The following is a 19,134-nucleotide window of genomic DNA, read 5'->3' as shown; positions in this document are numbered from 1 at the left end:
AAAAACTAGGTATGATTACGATTTGAGAGGAGTAGTACAAAGAAGAGGTAAAATTTGTCTTTACTAAACTTTATCAGAAAAGGAAATCCTGATTAGTAAATTCAATACAATTTCTATAATTTAGTTGCTTGATGATTACACTAAGTATAAATATCTATAACTTTTAATACTAAAGAAATAGCAAATTTTGTTATTAGCAATACGGTTAAGTTAAGAAAAATTGTAGGTTGGGTGAAGCAAAGCGCAAGCCAACAAAGCCCTGGAAATGTCTACATTCCTCAATCCAACCCAATACCTTTCGGTTAAGGTTTTTTGATGAAAATTATAAATTTCAAAGACGCGATAAATCGCCGTCTCTACAAAAGAATGATTATTGTAGAGACGGCGATTCATCGCATCTCTTGCCTTAACCGAACAGTATTGCAACCCAACCTACACAACTAAAGGTTTTTGACACTAAGAGGATGTTTTAAAAGTGATTGGCTGTAATTTTAGGCACTTTTAGATCCCCCCTAACCCAATACGGTTCGGTTAAGATCCCCCCGCCTACGGCGACCCCCTTTTTAAGGGGGAAGAATCAAAGTCCCCCTTTTTAAGGGGGATTTAGGGGGATCTAAAAGTGCCTAAAATCCCAACTAATCACATGTCAAACAACCTCTAAGATTTAGTTAGGAGGAATCGATGGATCGCTCTCTAGTGGATTGTCTTGTTTTGTTAAAATGGGTGGTTCAGATAAGTTATCTTCTTTGGATGAAGATTCTGGATTTTTTGTCATACCATGCTGCTCTTGCCCTCTGAGTCCAAGATATGTTGCAGCACTGATTCCTTGTAGTGTCAGCAGTGTATCATCAAATTCCGGCATTGCCAGATTTTTAATCACCTCCAAAACAAAGAATAGTCCGATCGCAACTGTCCAAATAAATGTTTGGAACCGATGAAAGTTGATTCCATTAATATCCGATAATATATCCGTAAAAAAACCTTCAGAAATTCCTTGACTACCTTTTCTATTTTCCTCATTACCCTGCCCATCAATTAACGAAGTACCAAATGCAGTTACAGAGTTAATTCCTAATAAAATTAGTGATTGCCGAGTCAAAATATTAGCATAATCTCCTGTTATGCCGTAGATAATCAGGTAAGAACCAAAAATTAGAAACGTCCAAAAAGCAAGCTGAGATATCGAGAGACTGAAGGGGTTTTTGTTAAAACTTTTTCTACCAAGAAAAAATTGAGCAATTCGGCTTTTCCTAGTTCGTTTTTGAACTTCAAGCTTTTGTGGGATTAACAGTTCCCCAGTATCGATTATTTCTTTTTTAGAGTAGACGCCTTCTATTCCAGGGCTACGAAGAGCATTTCGGCAATATCTAATGAATATTAATGCAATAGCCAGAATTAGAAGCAGACACAGCCAAAATCGCCATGATAATAGAACTATTTTTAATTTAGGAGGTGATAGAGGATTACTCACCGGAATCGCTAGTTTCTTGGGACAGCCTACTCCCACGATCGCGTTAATACTATATCTGCTTCCTTGACCAAGAAGCGTATTCCATGCAGCTTGAGACGAGTTGGTACGTTTCAGTAGAAAGGCTAACCAATTATCATCAATAATTTTGCTTTGATCTTTACCCGGAATCATGACCGTGACTGGTTCTCCGTGGACATCCTCTAGTTCATAGCCATCTAGGTACAACACTAATTGGCGAGGATCAAATGGATTTTTAGCCGTTGCATTTCTGGTCGCTTCTACTAATCCTTCAACTCTTATCCTGATGCGATCGCCCATTGTAACTTGAGTGCGATCGTTGTCAGCAATGACTTGTTGAGTTTTGAGATTAGGAGGCACTGAACAGACTTGAGGCGATGCAAAATTCACAGCAGGGACATCTGAACTATCTTGAGCAATTACTGCAAAGTTGATAGAAACAATCAACAGAAAAACCAACATAAAAATAGCAGTAAATTTTTTAGCGTTTTTATACATCGTTCGGTATTCCACCACCAGTGATTACTATGTCGGTAGTGTAACCATACTTGAGTGATTATGTATATTAAAAAACTTGTCATGCGCTGTGCAACTTATCTTAATAACCCAATACGCTTGGGTTAAGGGTTATTGGTATAGATAATTGGTATTTCAAGACGCGATAAATCGCATCTCTACATCAGGGTTGTGTTGCTCTATCTGAACTTTATTGCAAGGTGTAGGGGCAATTCATGTAGACGCGTTCGGGTTGGCGTTCGCGGAGCGTGTCGCAGACAAGCCTCTCCAAGAGTTGCGGCCTCCCGCAGGTATTGGTATTGCCTCTAGACCTGGCGATATAACGTTGTACCCCATCTGAATGGGAAACGTCATAGCACATCGTAGGAATTACTGAACTTTACTATCTTATGGATAGCAAGAGGATACGGAAGCAAAGCAAGCTAAAAATTTATTTTATAAATGAAAATTTAATTTTCTTGATTTGTTAGGTAACTTTCACTATTTCAAATGTATAATCTATTATTTATTTAGATTTATCGAATGTATAATCTATTGTTCACTCTTATTTAGATTCACCTCTATTACTTGCTTCTCGGTTGAGATTGTGGAAGACAAAGTATCCTCTTTAAAAACATACGACAGTATCACCTAGTACTCATTTATTGACGGAGTTAGTAAAGCTGTAATTGCTTGAACTTCTACTTGAAAAATCATGAGCCATTATATGGATAGTTAGCACGTTTCCGGCACTATCCAATGTCTCAAGACTTATTAAACTCATTTCAAGAAGCATACAGTAATCTCGAACTATTTCCGTTGATGGAACGGAACGAAATGGAAAGATTTAGAGTCGAATATGGTGATGATTTAATTGCAGACCTGAACCAATTAGTCGAAGATAGTCCTAATGGAGATGGCAAAATTGTCTTTACAGGACATCGGGGATGTGGTAAGTCTACTTTGTTAGCTGAGTTTAGCAGACAAATTCAAGATAAATATTTTGTAGTTCTGTTTTCTATTGCTGACAAAATTGAAATGTCGGCTGTTAATCATATTAATATACTGTTTGCGATCGCAGTTAATTTAATGACAGAGGCAGAAGCACGTAAAGTTGATATTCCGCAATCTACTAAAGAAGCTCTTTATAAGTGGTTTGCTACCCGTACTCGTACTGAAGAATTAAATTTGCAGGCAGAAGCTAGTATAGGTTTTGACCTCTTAAAATTGATTAGCTCTAAATTAAAAGCTGATGCTAGCGTTCGGGATGAAATTAAGCAAGAGTTTGAACGCAAGTTATCAGATTTAGTCGCCAGAATTAATGAAATTGCGGCTCTAATTCAAGCTGCAACTAAACAAAATGTTTTAGTAATTATTGATGATTTAGATAAACTGGACTTAGGTAGAGTTAACGAAATTTATCGGGATAATATTAAAGCTCTTTGTCAACCTAACTTTCAAATTATCTACACCATACCGATCGCAGTCCTTCGGGAAACATTTATTAGCACAATAATTACTACTGAAACCAACGATCAAGTGGTAGCAATGCCTGTATTAAAAATATTTAATAAAGGTAAAAATCGCTTTCCTAATGCCCAACCTCGCCCGGAAGCAACAAAGATTCTTGGTGAAGTTTTACAAAAGCGCATTCCTAGTGAATTAATCGCGGCAGAAACTGCTGAAAAAATTGTGATTTACAGTGGCGGTGTATTGCGAGAGTTAATTCGTATCTCTAAGGAATGTTGCCGTATATGTTTGCGGACTATTCGGCGAAATCCCTCAGCAGAAGTTATTATTGATGATAAAATTCTCCTGCAAGCAATCAATAAAATTCGCAATGATTTTTCTATCCGTTTAGGAAAGATTGATATCGATATTTTACAGAGTGTTTATGAACAATTTATGCCTAATGACCCCAAACAAGCAGAGTTTTTGGATTTGCTACATGGGCTATATGTTCTAGAATATCGCACTGATGAAACTTGGTACGATGTTCATCCAATTATTATCGAAAGCTTGAGAAGACAGGGAGCTATTAATGTTAAATGAGGAATTATTAGATGATGAGGGAGAAAATCAAGATGCGTATGATGATTTAATTGTTTCTATTGAAGCTCAAAAGCGGGGATTAAATTTGCTGATTGGGGTTTGCGATGATGCTAGCTTTCGTGATGATATTATTGCCGAGTATGAAGCCGAATTACAACCCACCTTCCGTCTATATCGAGTAACTTTAGCACGTCAGGAACCAAGCCTCAAAGCTGCTCTTAACCAACTGGTACAACAAGAAGAATATCTACGTCAGCAGAACCCGGCGGTAATCACTGTAACGGGTGCTGAACAACTTTATTTTCTCAGGTTGGGAAAAGAGCAATCAGAACAGGAGAAATTTTTTGGTTACTTACAGTGGACAAGGGAAGGATTGCGCGAATTTCCATTTGCGATCGTACTTTGGGTAACTAACCAAATTTTAGTTAGCTTGATTAAAAAAGCTCCTGATTTTTGGAGTTGGCGTAATGGTGTATTTCGGTTTGAATCTAAAAAGACAAATGCTATTCCTGGTAGAGAATTAGAAAATATCCGCTTTGTTTTTAGAGACACAGAATTAGCCAGCACAGATACTAATGAAAGTAATCACTTTTTCTTACCCATACAAGATTTACAAAGGTTAATCGAGAAAATAGAACAAGAGCAAGGAACAAAAAATCCCACCTTGGCTACTTTATATTCAAGGTTAGGTGATATTTACCGCAGCAGATTAGAGCGGGGTGAATCTCAAAATTATCAAGAAGAACAAGAATTAGCAATTAAATATTGGCGTCAGGCGAGTGAGTTACAAAATGAATTAGGTTTGCAGATAGACTTAGCTACTAGCCTCAACAATTTAGCAGGAATATATCGTGCAATCGGAAACTACAGCGAAGCCGAACCCTTATATAAACAAGCTTTAGAATTGAGGAAACGCCTGCTAGGAAATAATCATCCTTCTTTTGCGACTAGCCTGAATAATTTGGCAGGACTCTACAAATCTACTGGACAATATAATAAAGCGGAACTTTTATATCAACAAGCTTTAGAACTTAGGAAACGCCTGTTAGGAGAAAATCATGCTGATGTTGTCGCTAGTCTAAACAATTTGGCATTATTATATGATGAACAAGGACGTTATGACGAAGCAGAACCTCTATATCTGCAATCATTAGAACTCGAAAAACGTTTGCTTGGCGAAAATCATCCTTCTTTCGCTCTCATACTGAATAATTTAGCGCTACTTTATTATCATCAAGGACGTTACAGTGAAGCTGAACCGTTGTCGCAACAAGCAATAGAACTAGATAAGCGATTTTTGGGAGAAGAGAATCCTGATGTTGCAACAGATTTGCACAATTTAGGTTTAATATACCGCGCTCAAGGACGCTACGAGCAAGCTGAATCACTGTTTTTGCAATCATTAGAACTCAAGCAGCGTGTATTACAAAAAGCGCATCCGCTTCTAGCAGATACTATCTATGCTTTGGGTTATATGTATAGAGAACAGGGACGTTACAATGAGGCGGAACTCTTATGTATAAAAGCCTTAGAGCTTGATAAACACCTATTGGGAGAAAATCATCCCAATGTTGCCGAAAGTCTCAACAATTTAGCAGAAATCTATCGTGCCACAGAACGTTACAGCGAAGCTAAACCCCTTTATTTGCAAGCTTTAGATATTTGTGAGCGAGTTTGGGGTGTAAATCATCTCCGTAGTGTCACTGTTCGTCAAAATTTGGAAAAACTTGCCGCAGTAATGCAGAATAATGGAGAGTGCGATCGCATATAATCTTGTTGTAGAAAGTGCGATCGCATTAATTCATTAAGTTACACAGAATACAATCGCATAAAATCAGCGTAGATTGGCAAGTGCGATGCCTATGGCGGTAAACTACGCAACTTCTAGCTTCCAGTTGATGAATAACTGCAATAATAAACCAAGGAACATCAGTTACTCTTTCTACTTTTTTATAGCGAGCGCGATTGTCCATAATCCGGTTAATAATAGTATCAATTTGGCTGATATTTAATAATGTAATTTTACAATCTCTGTAGAGTTGTTGATATTCTTCTTTAAGGGCTGGATCTAGTTGCATTTTATTTGCTTCTAATGAATAATGACTAAGCGATCGCTAACTAAATTCTATCAATTTATTGGCTGTATACTGATATTTAATATCAGTATTATATTTTGGGAATTTCAAGTTTAATGCTATGCAGCATTATTAATTAGATATCTGAATCAAATTAAATAATCAGCTTAATCCAGATATTTTTTAGCATTGGCTAGTTGATGCTCAAGAATCCTACTACAGAATTGCTTGGAGGTTGATAAGTAGATTTGGAATTCCAGCAATACCTGAGCTTGCAGCACTCAAAATGCTACCAAAAAAGTTAATAACTCTGGTGAAAAAATTGATAGAATTATTGTAATCTTGAATCTGAGCAATAACTTGTTTTAGATTACCTGTAACTATATCAATTTGATCTTTGTATACTGACATGTCTTTAAAAATATTACCGGATATTTTAATTGTTAAATCTTTGGCTTCTCTGCGAAGTGGCTCCTCAATTTTCTGGCGGATTGCAATATATTGAACTTTATCTATCTTGCCTTCTACAAACAGTTCATTACGTCTTTTTAGAGAAAATTCAACAATCTGATAGATTAATTTTCGGCAGAGTTCAAAGTCAGTTACATCTTGTGACATCTTTTATTCCTTTGTAATAAATGAATAACATCAAACAACTAAAACGTCCTGTTGATTTAATTTCATAATAGAGTTTCGTGGTATTACCTGAATTGAACTCTAAATTCACTACTTAATAGTGATTGCAGATAGATTCGACCCCATCAAGTATTTTGGACGTTTCAGGATATGTATCTTCGTAATTTATAATTTTGTCAAAAAAATCCACTAATTTCCTAAGAATTGTAATTAAACTCTGAAAATTTTCAGAATTTTCAATAGTATCTTGAATTTTGGAGCATATTAATTCAATTTCTTGTTTGTAGCCTGTTACTGGATTAAATAGTTTCTGGTGAACAACAATTGCTATATCGTCAGCAATTTTGCATAATGGTATTTCAATTTCATCAAATATTTTCTCAAAATTATCGACTGTAATCTTTTGGTTTAGCAAAAAACTATTGCTTATTTCTTGTTGTGAATTAATAGTTTCAATGATTATTTTGTGGGCAATTAGTAAATTGTTAAAGTCTTGATTTTCCATTATTTTATTTAACTCCTGAATTTACTTTTATCAATGGCGCTTAGGTTTTATTACTGAAGCTTTTGAAGCAATGGTTGTATAACTTTCATGTGTTTGGCGATAGTTGCTTGAACTCTTTGCATTGTTTCAACTTTAATTTCCTGGGATTCTTTTTTATCTACAGTTTTGGTTTCAGATGGCTTAAATAAGTCTTGACAGTAGTTATCAAATTTTTCAGCCGTTAAAGGAATATCATTATCTTTGGCAAATTCTTTTTTGAGAGATGCGTGTAATGATGCTAAATTCCTCAAAATTTCAGTATATATTTGAGCTTTTTGCTTGCGATCGCGTACCAAGTCCATCGCATTGTTATACTTTTCCTCTACAGTCATAAACTCTAGAGGGTTTTTCCTCAGATCATCTCCAAGTAGGGCAATGGATTCGCTAAAGTAAGTACGAATACTGATTGCTTCTTCAACCAGCAACCCATCAATGTAAACTTTGTTAGCGATCGCAATTAGTCCACCCGGTTCAGGTTGTCCCTCGACTGCACCTTTACCCTTGATATAAGCCTGAATATCGCCATCGGTGCATAAAACCGCCTTCTTCAAATTGTTGCGGCGCATTTCCTTTGTAAAAAAGTTAGTGAGAAATTTAGCGATCGCAACTCCAGCCTGTACCTCTTCTTGTTTAAATACAGTTTGCGGTGCTGCTGTACGAGAAGACGAGAACTTAAGATTAGCCAGCGAATCGCCAAGATTTTTGTAACTTTCATCGAAGGAAATAGGTTCGCCTTTCTCGCTTTCTCCTCTAGCAATAAGAACAAGGACATTCATATAATTAATCAAAACCTTATTCGCATTTCCCATTACTGAAGATATTTGCGGATAATTCTCATCACAGAACTTTTCTTCTGGTTCTCGCTCAGAGAACATAGTAGGAGAAGCTGGCGTTCCAAAGAACTTAGTTGCTCTAATACATGAACCATACATATCTCTTGAGATGTCAACAGCAGCAGCATTCAACTTTTCAGATGCTTTATCAACTTCTTCCAATGACGGTATATCACGTCCGCAACTAGATATTAAAAGTCCAAAGGTTATCAATATTACACTTTGTTTTAATTTAGAAAATTTTTGTTTCAATTAACAAGTTCCTTTTGATAATAAATAATCAACATTTTTTATGACTATTTTCTAAATCGTAGATAATGCCTGAATGACTCGCTGTACTCCAGTTATAAGTAGCTTTATAAAAGTCCTAGTGCGATCACACCGAATAAGAGGCTGTTTGGAACTAATTAAAAAGGTCATAATTCAGGTGTTAGTAAGTGTTTCAATATGACATAAAGCATACTGACAATAATGATAAATGTAAAGAAACTTATCGTTATAGATTGCCCTATTCCTATACGTTATTTTTCTTGAACAGCCTCTAAAACTCGGTTTTGGTAAAAATAAAGTTAACTAGTAGTTTTATTTTCCTTTTTCCTTGCTTCAAGCTCTTTTCTACCTTCCACAGCAATAGCCTCTAAAGTTTCACACATTGTTTCTAGGTCATTTACCTCACCATCGCCTAAATCAAAAGCAATTAGCAATAGCTCTGTCCGAAGTCTACGGGAAATTTTCATTTTGGCATTCCTTACAAAAATTAGTATTTTGAGTTGTGGAGTTGACTACTCCACAACAAGTTTTATTTATCCTTTGTAGATGAAATAACTAACAGAGCGAGTGCCAAATCCATCAGTTACTAAACCATTCTTGAAATTTTTACCCCCGGCTTGAGCAATTCGTGGCTTGTTTGGCTCACCTTTTTCAGGACGGACTACGGCTATATGTCCAATTCCGCTAGAATTCTTCCAGCAAGCTAAAGCAGGAATACCTTGACTGGCTGCTTGTGATGCTTCATCGGCAGTAACTTTACCCCAATCATTTGCCGATTTACTTAACCAGTCATGCATCTCGTTTGCACCTTGTTCACTTGTTCCAACCCAGTGAGTTAAAGGAGCGCGTAGACAAAGCATCACATCCCTTGCAAATATATTGCAGTAGGTTTCCCCCGGTTCTCTCGCGTAACGCTTATTACTGTTGTCCGCAACGTTGAAATAATCTATGACTTTGCGAATTTGTTCTGCTGAACGATTATTTGAGTTAGCAACAATCGGCATATCAGCATCTTGAAGATACCGCGCTCTTTGTCCTGGTTCTCCTTGCCATCGTTTGGGGCTTGAAGAAATAGCTGAGTTTGAAAATCGATTACCGTATGCAGGAGGAAAATAGAATCCATTCTCTATATTTGTCTTATCACTTGCCGATAAATCCCCGTATTTAACTAATTGAGCAAGGGAATTATCATCGCTATCGTCATCATCATTAGGCCTGTCTTCAAACTCACCACCGAGAGCGGCCCAAGTTTCTTCACCAACTTCTCCATCTGCACTGATACCTGCTTTTGTTTGGAATGCTCGGACTGCAACTTCCGTCTTATCTCCAAAATCACCTTCAACTGTTCCGGCATTAAACCCTCTCGCGTTCAACGCCTTTTGCAGTGCTTTCACATCATCTCCAGCTATTCCATTACGAAGAATGCGTTCGAGAATCGGTAATTCAAAGCCAGAATATTTTAAATTCCAAGCTTCTGCACGTTCCCCATTTTCAGGAACGCGCCAAATTGATGAACCTGGAGCGTTATTAAGATAATCCTGAAGTTCTTCAACAGTAGCAAGTTTTAAATGATACGTTGTGAAAGTTTCATCTTCCGATCCCCAAATAGGCAGAATTAATTTTGTTAACCCAAATTGTTTGTGAGCATCAAAGCAATCTTTAACTTCTTCTGGTGTACGTTTTTTCGTCCATTTTTCAAAATAAATTTGTGGGAAAGCTAAATCGCAATGCTTATCCAGAATCTTCCAGGGTACATCGGGATGAATTGTAGGATTACCAAAACTGCTGTAACCAAATGTCCCTTGTACAACTAATGAACGCAGCTTTTGCAGAAGTTTTTCGACATCTGGGTGAGTACTATGGTTCTCAACTTCCTTTTCTAGATCAACTACATATCCATCAAGTCCACAATTAATTGCTTGCTTAACTTTAGCAACCTGTTCATCAACATCAGAAGTTCCGTAATGATAACCCCATCCATAAACTTGGATGCCACGAGACTTAAAATCTTGAATAATTGTCGAAGAACACTGCCAATCCCAAAAAGTGGGGTTAAGAACCCCATTACGCCTACCATCAAAAACTTTTAAGTAAACACGTTTGACTTGACGTTCCACAAGTTTATCTAGATAGTCAGTACGAATTTTAGATAAATTCCAAATCCAAACTCCATGAGGATGTTCAGCCATATTTATCTTCCTATGTGATTATGTTGTAAATCTTAGATAATGATTAATTTGCTTGCGATCGCTTTACTGCACGCGTTTAATTATTGTCTAAGCTTCTTCTAGAAATACTTATATAAATACTCTACTGCCTGATATAAAGTTTGGCGGTGAGAAAAGGTCGGGAAAAGTCGGATCTTGCTAGTGTATTGAGGTTAGTTACGGCTTGTTGATGACTTTTCCAAAGATTGCCCATTGTCCTAGTAAGTATTTCCGAAATCGAATAAGGAAGGGGCTTTCAGTCTAAAAAACTTTTTCTACTTGTAGCAGTAAGCCAGGAAGTTTAGAAATTATCAAGTATAAATCCTGATGCTATATAATTACAATCTGGTGTGGTACATAAACACTATGACGGATGAGAGAAGTCAGTTAAGAACTACTTTTAATCAGGTAGCGCTGCTGTACGATCGGGTACGCCCAGGATATCCAAAGGCGCTTTTTGACGATGTGGTGTCTCTATCAGGAATAACTCCACAAGGAAGGATATTAGAGATTGGTTGTGGTACTGGTCAGGCAACTATAACTTTTGCGCGTCGAGGTTATCGTATCCTTTGTATTGAGCTAGGTGAAAATCTCGGTTTAGTTGCCCAACAAAAACTGGCTACTTATCCGCAAGTAGAAGTTCGTATTGGAGCTTTTGAGGATTGGCCAGTAGAAAAGAATGCTTTTAACTTAGTGATTGCGGCGACTGCTTTTCATTGGCTCGATCCCACAATTGCCTACGAAAAAACTGTGCAAGCGCTCAGTCCTGGAGGAGCGATCGCGCTATTTTGGAATGAACACGTACACAGTGATGCTAGTAATGGCTTCTTTGAGGAAGTGCAGGAGTTATATCGCCGCTTGGTTCCTGAAATATTTAAGGATGACAAGCTTCTTCATCCTGAGCATGAAGTACCTACTAAAATGTGCGAAATTGAGCAAACAGGCCTCTTTGGTGAAGTGACATATCGCTCTTATCGATGGGATGCAGAATATGATACTGCGACATATCTCAACCTATTAAATACCTACTCTGGGCATCTAAGTTTGGATAACATTAAAAGGGCGCATTTTTTCGATGCGATCACTGAGTTAATTAATACTAAATTCAATGGTCACATTACCAAAGGTTACTTAACTACTTTGTACGTAGCCCAGCGATTGTAGTCTAATTACAGGCCAAAATGCCTCACGCGATCGCACTCAACAATAACTAACACCGTCAAATCTACTGACGAACCCCGACAAAACCAGCTTGCTCAATTGCCCTTTGCCCCTGGTCAGTTAATAAAAGTTTGGTGTATGCATCCCCAATCTGCTGTTCTCGACCTTTATTCTGCTTAATAATCACAAACAAATTAGCAATTATAGGATAGCTGCCATTTTTGATCGCCTGAGTATTTAGCTGGTTGCGCTGACGTGGACACTGCTCAGGCGACACCATCGGCTCCCGATAAGGGGGAATTAACTGACCAGAAGTGCTACCTAATGGCAAAGCCTTCACACTACATTGAAAGACTACTGAACGAGCCGAAGCGTAATACACACCACCAGGGTTTTTACTGAGTTGGCGCACTGCATCTGTAGTCGAGTAGACATACTGCACATTGGAGCCAAGTGCTTGCCCCTTCAAGTTGCTGTTACTAGGGAATATTACTGTATCTGCATCCTCTGGTCGTTGAGAAAAAGCTGTGATGGCTAGGTTTGGCCCGCCTACTTGATTCCAGTTGGTAATTTGCCCCAAATAAATTTGCTGCAATTGCTCAACAGTTAAACCCGATATCTTGAGTGATGGATTGACTACCACTGCTACCCCATCCATACCAATCTGACGTTGCTCAAGGGTGAAGCCTCGCTCTTTTGCCATAGCTTGTTCTTCATCTGTAAGAGGACGGGAGGACTGAGCAAAGTCTAGTTTCCCATCCAGCAACATCCGAATACCTGAGCTAGAACCAGGGCTACCATTAATAGGGTTTACATAGCGTAATTGTAGTTCGGGGCGATCGCTCTGGATCTGAGAATCTACTAATTGCCGGATAGATGCCCAAGCTGTACTACCTCCATAATTGAATGAAGCAGTGGGGACATTATCAACTGTCCCAAAAGTGGATGCATTATTAGAAACGGCTTTTAAACTTTGATTGGAGGAAGAATCAGCGCTACTGCGGGATGATAAATTCGGCTTCAGTAACCACCAAAGCAATCCGCCAATAACCATAAGTGTCAGCACTTTACCAATAATCAAACCTCTGAGAAATAGTCCGATTTCAGCATTAATTAAAGCTTTTTTTTGATTTGTATTGTCCATTTTTTTAATTTAATATTGTTTATTGTATTTATCTTACAGGAATACTTAAGTATTTACTCTACAGTGATCTTTAAATATTTAGATTTAAAATAAATCTTTCATAAATAGTTAATATCTAGTTTTATCAAACATAATTCTTCTTCAAGATTGCTACTAGATGGTTAACTCTTTCTAATGTGATGAGACTAAATTTGCTCTTTTTCAGTCTTTGCAATGGTGCAATTGTTTTGACAAACTCCTCTGTTAGCTGCTGATTTGTCTATTAGGATATTCGTATTATTTAACGGTAACTCAACAAATTTTTCTAGAAATCTCTTTAATTGAGTAGGTTGGTTCGGAAGGGATGTCCCCGTATGAATAAATGTATAGATTAAAACTATTACTATCAAACTAGTGGCGGCACCAAGACCTATACCTAGCAGCAAAATAAAGTTTCTATAAGTTAGCCAATAGCTATCATCAGCGTTTTGGTTGATGCCAGCAGATTGTAAAGATTGTGATGACAGCAGAGCAGAATTAAGCGCTTGCAAAGCTTCTGTAGCAGACTGATAACGCTGGTTGTACCGATCGCAAATCATTGTATCTAAAATATTTGCTAGAGCCTCACTTACCTGTACTTTATCGCGCCAGATAACTTCTCCAGTATTGGGATCTTCTGGTAATTGCTCAGGTATCAAACCTGTTAAAGCTTGAATGGCAATCATCCCTACTGCATAGATATCGCTGCAAAGTTTTGGCTTTCCCTTAGCCTGTTCGCTTGGCATATAACCAGGAGTTCCAACAGCAATTGTTAAGCCTGCTCCCAAAGCACCAATTTTCTTAATACTCCCAAAGTCAATTAGCACAATCTTCTGATCGGAGTAGCGCCGCATTAAGTTTTGAGGCTTAATATCTCGGTGAATAATATTGTGTTCGTGGACGAAGGCCAGCACTTCCAGGATGTCTTTTAATAAACTTAAGACTGCATTTTCACTAAGACGCTGACCTGGTATAATTTCTTGAGTCAATGCATGACCATCAATAAATTCCTGGACTAAATAAAAATCTCCATCTTCATCAAAATGGGCAAACAGTCTCGGTATTTGATCGTGGTTGTTGCCTAGTTGGTATAAAACTTCTGCTTCCCGAGCAAATAGCTTTTTAGCAATGGGTAGAACAGCAGGATTGGAATCTTTTGGGTGGAAATGTTTGACGACACAATGGGGTTGTCCTGGTAAATCCAAGTCAACAGCTAAGTAGGTATCACCAGAGCCTCCACTTCCTAAGTGTTTGACAATCTCAAAGCGATTCCGAAGTATTTTTTTGGCGATAGAGTATTTATATCTATTACGTGTAGCACCTCCTAACAAGTAAGTACTACCAGATACTCCGCTTCCCATCAGTTTGACAGTCTCAAAGCGACTTCGGAGTGTTTTTCTAACTAAAGGGTTCTGGCTCATGTGGCGTATACTACTTTTTAATTTACTGACCATTCAGAGCTTGAGTGAGGTTATGAATACCTACGGCTAGATTTACTAGTATTGAAGGCATTCATCTGATTAGACGATCGATACTTTGGATCTGTTTGATCGTTAGCCGCTTGATTGGTTTATTCAACACCTTTATAGGTATTTTAATATAAAATTTATTTTTGGAGTAGTCTGTAATCTTGTCACTTAAGTAAATCTAACACTAATCCACAGTATTTAGGACTGTGGGCAGAAGGAATATCCAGGAGTCATGAAGCTTATTTATTTTAACTTATCAGTCTTATTACTGAACAAATCCCGGGAAATTTGAATTTAAAGCACAAATACACTTACAGTGTGCGCCACAATTTTGTTACCAGATTTTCATCATTACTAAAGGTGATCGCTTTGTCATATCAACCTGAGTTCGACAAAACTAAAAAATAGCAATTATTGGTCTTTGAAGACGCGATTTATCGCGTCTCTACAATAAGTCTCCTTCAACGAAATCCGCATAACTTTGCGAACTTCATCCTTTGGATATCAAGTTACAGCATTTTAACTGGTTGTTCAATATTTTCTATCAAATATCCTACCTATCCAACTTTTCCTACTTTTTAGTTGGTAGCGGAAGAAATACAGCGTCTTTGTTAAATCCCCTAAATTTATTTATCGATATTCCTTCTTCCTTTCAGCACTGAGTATGGTTAAGGATAAAAAATTAATTTTTATATGAAATAAAAAAGCCCCCACCAGGGAGCTATGTTGTCAGCGTGGATTGAACAACTAATTAATTAATACTCACAGTAGATACAGTAATCCGAACAAAATAATCCAAATTACGTCAACGAAGTGCCAGTAGATTTCGGCTGCTTCAATGCCAAAGTGCTTTTCGTTACTGTAGTGACCCGGAACGCGCGATCGCCACAACACAGCAACAATTGCCAAAACACCGATAGTAACGTGCAATCCGTGGAAACCAGTCAAAACGTAGAATGCACTGGCAAATAAATTGGTAGTTAAACCAAATTCTAAATGGGTATATTCATATACTTGACCCACTAAGAAAATAGCACCCATTGCAGCGGTAATTGCTAACCAGATTCGCGCACCCCGTATATCGTTCTTTTTAACAGCAGTGTCGGCATTGTGCATGACAAAACTACTAGAAATTAGATTGATGGTGTTAACTCCAGGTAGCAATAGTTCTAATTCTGGGGTACCTGCTGGCGGCCACACAGGTAAGGTCGCACGGAAAGCCAAATAGGCTCCGAACAGTCCCATAAAAATCATCCCTTCAGCAATCAGGAAAACAATTAGCCCAAACAGGCGATGGTCTGGATGTTCTTCATGATGACTGACGGACGCTTCCGCCGCGTGGTGATGATTCAGTTCCGTTTTAGCTGGGTCAATAGTTTGACTTTGCATGAATTTTGATAAGTGGGGATTGGGGATTGGGGATTGGGTATTGGGAACTGGGTATTGGAAAATAGTATTTTGTTTGAATTTATTTCCTAGTCACCAGTCCCCTGTTTATTTCCGGTCTTCGGGATTGGCAGCAACCGCTGGGTCGGGTTCTGCTCTTAATACTGAATTGGGGCCACCAGATAATAATGGATTGGGATCAGATAAGGGTACACCTTCACTAGCATTTTCCAAACCGTAGTCGTAGGGGCCTGTAGCCAGTACTGGAGTTTGATCGAAATTTTCGATTGCAGGTGGTGAGGTTGTCATCCACTCTAAGGTAAGTGCCCTCCAAGGATTATTGCCAGCTTTCTCGCCGTACAACCAACTCCAAATCACATTGATGATGAAGGGGAATGTCGAAATTGCCAGGATGTAAGAACCATAAGTGCAGATTTCGTTCAGCGTGGTGAATTTGGGGTCATATTGGGCGATACGGCGATTCATGCCCATTAAACCCAGTTTGTGCATAGGTAAGAAGGTCATGTTTAGACCGACAATAGTCAAGGCAAAGTGAACCTTACCCCAAAATTCATTTACCATCCGTCCCGTTATTTTCGGGAACCAGTGGTAAATACCAGCAAAAATCCCTAACACGCTACCGCCAAAGAGGACATAGTGCAGGTGGGCAACCACAAAATAAGTATCGTGAACGTGAATATCAAAGGGCACTGCTGCCAACATCACGCCACTAATCCCACCGATTACAAAAGTGCCAACAAAGCCGATGGCAAATAGCATGGCACTGTTAAGCCGGATTTTTCCACCCCACATGGTGGCTAACCAGCTAAATATTTTAATTCCTGTAGGTACGGCAATGATCATAGTGGTGATCATAAAAAACATCCGCAACCAACCGGGGATACCACTGGTAAACATGTGGTGCGCCCAAACAATTAGCCCCAAAAAGCTGATTGCAAGAGACGAATAAGCGATCGCTTTATAGCCAAAAATCGGCTTACGGGAATGGATGGGGATAATTTCTGAAATTGCGCCAAAGAAGGGCAAAATCATGATGTAAACGGCTGGGTGGGAGTAAAACCAGAACATGTGCTGGTATACTACTGGGTCGCCACCGCCAGTTGGGTTAAAAAATGTTGTCCCGGCAATTAAATCAAAGGAAAGCAGAATCAGACCTGCTGCTAAGACTGGGGTTGATACCAAAACCAGTGCCGAAGTGGCGAACATTGCCCAGCAGAACAAGGGCATTTTGTGTATGTCCATGCTGGGGATACGCATCTTGATCAATGTTACCAGGAAATTTATCGCCCCCAAAATAGATGATGTACCCAGCAGCAAGACACTCATAATCCAAATGCCTTGCCCCACTTGTCCTGTTACCAAACTCAGGGGAGGGTAGGAAGTCCAACCTGCATCCGGTGCATCGCCTACCGCTAAACTGGCGATCAGCAATATACCCGCAGGCGGGATCATCCAAAAGGCAACAGCATTCAGCCGAGGAAATGCCATATCTTTTGCCCCAATCATCAGGGGAATTAGATAATTAGCAAACCCTGCCCCGGTTGGCACAATCCACAAAAAAATCATGATCGTGGCGTGCAGTGTAAACAGACTGTTGTAGACTTCTGGGGTAACAAAATCTACCTCTGGAGTTCGCAGTTCTGTGCGAACCAAGTCAGCCATTACGCCGCCAATGCAGTAAAAAATAAATGAAGTGACTAGGTATTGAATCCCAATCACCTTATGGTCGGTTTGAAAGCCAAAGAAGTCTTGCCATTTTCTGACCCCTGGTTCCTCAAGAAGGGCAGGGATATTGGCAGTTTCTTGCAACTGAGCTTGTGTCATAAAAGTGCTGAGTGCTGAGTCCTGAGTGCTTATTTATTAAACTTTTGAGGTGGACTATTGACTAATGGTGAACTTGATGGAGGATTTCTGGCTTAATTCCCATGTCCTTAGTGTAAGGAGCAAGAAATTCATTTGGGGATAGATCGGCAGGGTTAACAGCGATCGCTTGATTTAGTGTTTCTTTGCTGGCAACTAGCTGTTCTTGCACCCATTTATCAAAGGCTTCTTGTGGCTCAACGACTACTGGCGCTCTCATTGCACCGTGGTAGGGGCCACAAAGTTCAGCACAGATCAGGGTATAATCGCCTGCTTTTTGGGGGGTGAAGCGAATCTCGCTTTGCCTACCTGGAATTGCATCTTGTTTCAGGCGGAATTCTGGAACCCAAAAGGCGTGGATGACATCGTTGGCGGTCATACTGATTTGCACTTCTCGCCCGATGGGGACGTGCATTTCACCTGTAGTTATACCAGTTTCAGGATAGGTGAAAATCCAGGCATATTGTAGACCAGTGACGTTGACTTGTAATTCAGCTGGTTTACCTGCTTTATCAGGAGTTCCCCCAATTGTCGGAGCAACAATACCTACACCTGGGGCATTCCGCAGTTGGGGAATTTGGTCAGCATTACGAACTTCTGCCGTAGCTGGATCTTGCATTGCCTCATCAGATTTTTCTTGATTGAGGTTGGGTGCGGTGCGAGGAGGAGTATCGCTTAAAGTTGCAGCGATTGCACTTCCAGGCATTGCCATTGACTCCTGACTCATCGGTGCTTCATGAATAGCATGGGGATCAAAGCCACCGATTTCGTTGTACACATCAAAGCTGTAAACAGAAATACCAATAACGATAATTGCTGGGATCGCCGTCCAGAGAATTTCTAGAGGTACATTGCCTTCAACTGGTGGGCCGTCTTTATTGTCACCTGCACGCTGACGATATCTAAATGCAGAGTAAATTAAAATACCTTCAACGAGCAGAAATATTCCTGTAGAAACGATCATCATCGCGTTGAACAGACCATCCACCAAGACGGCTTCATCAGTGGCTGCTGCTGGCAACAGACCGTGATTTTGACCGTACCAAAAGCTGGCTAGCGTTAGCACGATGCCAATGAGTAATGTCCAGATGGAACTTGGAATCTTCACGGCTTACTTAATTGAATTTACTATGTTATCTCGAAGCTACTCACTTACTAAGGTAGTCTAGGCTGTCAGACATGGGGGACAAAGGTCTGAAATTTTTATTAATTTTTTTGGCTATTTTAGTAATTTTGAGTATGAGTTTACTATCATACAACGCCAAAAATAGATGCAAATCAGTGAAAAAGTTTAAGGAAAAATTTAGAATGCTTAAATTAATTGTGATTAATCCATTTCTGACATCTTGAAAAATACCTAAAGCTTCAGGCAAAACCTTGCTGGAGTGATTCAAAGTATAAGTGAGTGCTAATCTATAAACCCATAGCCTATACGCTAGGGTGGAGATGGGACACTAAAAGAAAATTGAAAATT

The 19,134-nt window shown here is 39.0% G+C and carries 15 protein-coding genes; 3 read left to right on the top strand and 12 right to left on the bottom strand.

The features are described from left to right. Positions 1 to 664 precede the first annotated feature (664 nt). Complete coding sequence (locus tag HWQ39_RS03135; RefSeq protein ID WP_292841438.1) at positions 665 to 1,987, bottom strand: hypothetical protein; 1,323 nt, start codon at positions 1,985 to 1,987, stop codon at positions 665 to 667. 756 nt (positions 1,988 to 2,743) lie between these two features. Here HWQ39_RS03135 and HWQ39_RS03130 point away from each other — a divergent pair. Together HWQ39_RS03130 and HWQ39_RS03125 are read left to right on the top strand one after the other, a co-directional pair. Then, on the top strand, positions 2,744 to 4,036 hold the full coding sequence (locus HWQ39_RS03130; protein WP_292841435.1) for an ATP-binding protein: 1,293 nt from the start codon (positions 2,744 to 2,746) through the stop codon (positions 4,034 to 4,036). Then, positions 4,026 to 5,807 (top strand): tetratricopeptide repeat protein, encoded by a 1,782-nt coding sequence (locus HWQ39_RS03125; RefSeq protein ID WP_292841432.1) that lies wholly within the window; start codon positions 4,026 to 4,028, stop codon positions 5,805 to 5,807. The genes HWQ39_RS03130 and HWQ39_RS03125 overlap by 11 nt, the downstream gene beginning before the upstream one ends. Positions 5,808 to 5,832: 25 nt before the next feature. Here HWQ39_RS03125 and HWQ39_RS03120 read toward each other — a convergent pair whose 3' ends face one another. From HWQ39_RS03120 to HWQ39_RS03095, 6 genes are all read right to left on the bottom strand, one after another. Further along, the gene (locus HWQ39_RS03120) at positions 5,833 to 6,114 is read right to left on the bottom strand and encodes a hypothetical protein (RefSeq protein ID WP_292841430.1); all 282 of its coding nucleotides are present in this window, start codon (positions 6,112 to 6,114) and stop codon (positions 5,833 to 5,835) included. Between the two features lie 213 nt (positions 6,115 to 6,327). Further along, positions 6,328 to 6,729, bottom strand: coding sequence for a hypothetical protein (locus tag HWQ39_RS03115; protein WP_292841428.1), 402 nt, complete (start codon positions 6,727 to 6,729; stop codon positions 6,328 to 6,330). 112 nt (positions 6,730 to 6,841) lie between these two features. Beyond that, complete coding sequence (locus tag HWQ39_RS03110) at positions 6,842 to 7,252, bottom strand: hypothetical protein (protein WP_292841426.1); 411 nt, start codon at positions 7,250 to 7,252, stop codon at positions 6,842 to 6,844. A gap of 50 nt (positions 7,253 to 7,302) precedes the next feature. Next, positions 7,303 to 8,376, bottom strand: a complete 1,074-nt coding sequence (locus HWQ39_RS03105; protein ID WP_292841424.1) for a hypothetical protein — start codon at positions 8,374 to 8,376, stop codon at positions 7,303 to 7,305. A 317-nt stretch (positions 8,377 to 8,693) separates the two neighbouring features. Further along, on the bottom strand, positions 8,694 to 8,861 hold the full coding sequence (locus HWQ39_RS03100; RefSeq protein ID WP_292841421.1) for a hypothetical protein: 168 nt from the start codon (positions 8,859 to 8,861) through the stop codon (positions 8,694 to 8,696). Between the two features lie 66 nt (positions 8,862 to 8,927). Then, positions 8,928 to 10,583, bottom strand: coding sequence for a peptidoglycan-binding domain-containing protein (locus HWQ39_RS03095; protein ID WP_292841418.1), 1,656 nt, complete (start codon positions 10,581 to 10,583; stop codon positions 8,928 to 8,930). Between the two features lie 384 nt (positions 10,584 to 10,967). On the opposite strand from HWQ39_RS03095, the gene HWQ39_RS03090 reads away from it, so the two are divergent. Then, complete coding sequence (locus HWQ39_RS03090) at positions 10,968 to 11,765, top strand: trans-aconitate 2-methyltransferase (RefSeq protein ID WP_292841415.1); 798 nt, start codon at positions 10,968 to 10,970, stop codon at positions 11,763 to 11,765. 61 nt (positions 11,766 to 11,826) lie between these two features. Here HWQ39_RS03090 and HWQ39_RS03085 read toward each other — a convergent pair whose 3' ends face one another. The 5 genes from HWQ39_RS03085 to HWQ39_RS03065 all read right to left on the bottom strand — a co-directional run bounded on the left by HWQ39_RS03085 (position 11,827) and on the right by HWQ39_RS03065 (position 18,768). Further along, positions 11,827 to 12,906, bottom strand: coding sequence for a substrate-binding domain-containing protein (locus HWQ39_RS03085; RefSeq protein ID WP_292841412.1), 1,080 nt, complete (start codon positions 12,904 to 12,906; stop codon positions 11,827 to 11,829). A 185-nt stretch (positions 12,907 to 13,091) separates the two neighbouring features. Further along, positions 13,092 to 14,345, bottom strand: coding sequence for a serine/threonine-protein kinase (locus tag HWQ39_RS03080; protein WP_292841409.1), 1,254 nt, complete (start codon positions 14,343 to 14,345; stop codon positions 13,092 to 13,094). 810 nt (positions 14,346 to 15,155) lie between these two features. Continuing rightward, entirely contained in the window at positions 15,156 to 15,782 is a 627-nt protein-coding gene (locus HWQ39_RS03075; RefSeq protein ID WP_292841406.1) for a heme-copper oxidase subunit III, read from the bottom strand. Positions 15,783 to 15,887: 105 nt separating this feature from the next. Then, complete coding sequence (gene ctaD, locus HWQ39_RS03070; protein WP_292841403.1) at positions 15,888 to 17,624, bottom strand: cytochrome c oxidase subunit I; 1,737 nt, start codon at positions 17,622 to 17,624, stop codon at positions 15,888 to 15,890. 61 nt (positions 17,625 to 17,685) lie between these two features. Further along, a complete protein-coding gene (locus HWQ39_RS03065) occupies positions 17,686 to 18,768 on the bottom strand; it encodes a cytochrome c oxidase subunit II (RefSeq protein WP_292841400.1) in 1,083 nt (360 codons plus the stop codon). Positions 18,769 to 19,134 lie beyond the last annotated feature (366 nt).

This window comes from Nostoc sp. NMS8 (assembly GCF_017115045.1).
GTDB lineage: Bacteria > Cyanobacteriota > Cyanobacteriia > Cyanobacteriales > Nostocaceae > Nostoc.
The sequence above is the reverse complement of the archived record's forward strand: the minus strand, read 5'-3'. Positions and strand labels throughout refer to the sequence as shown.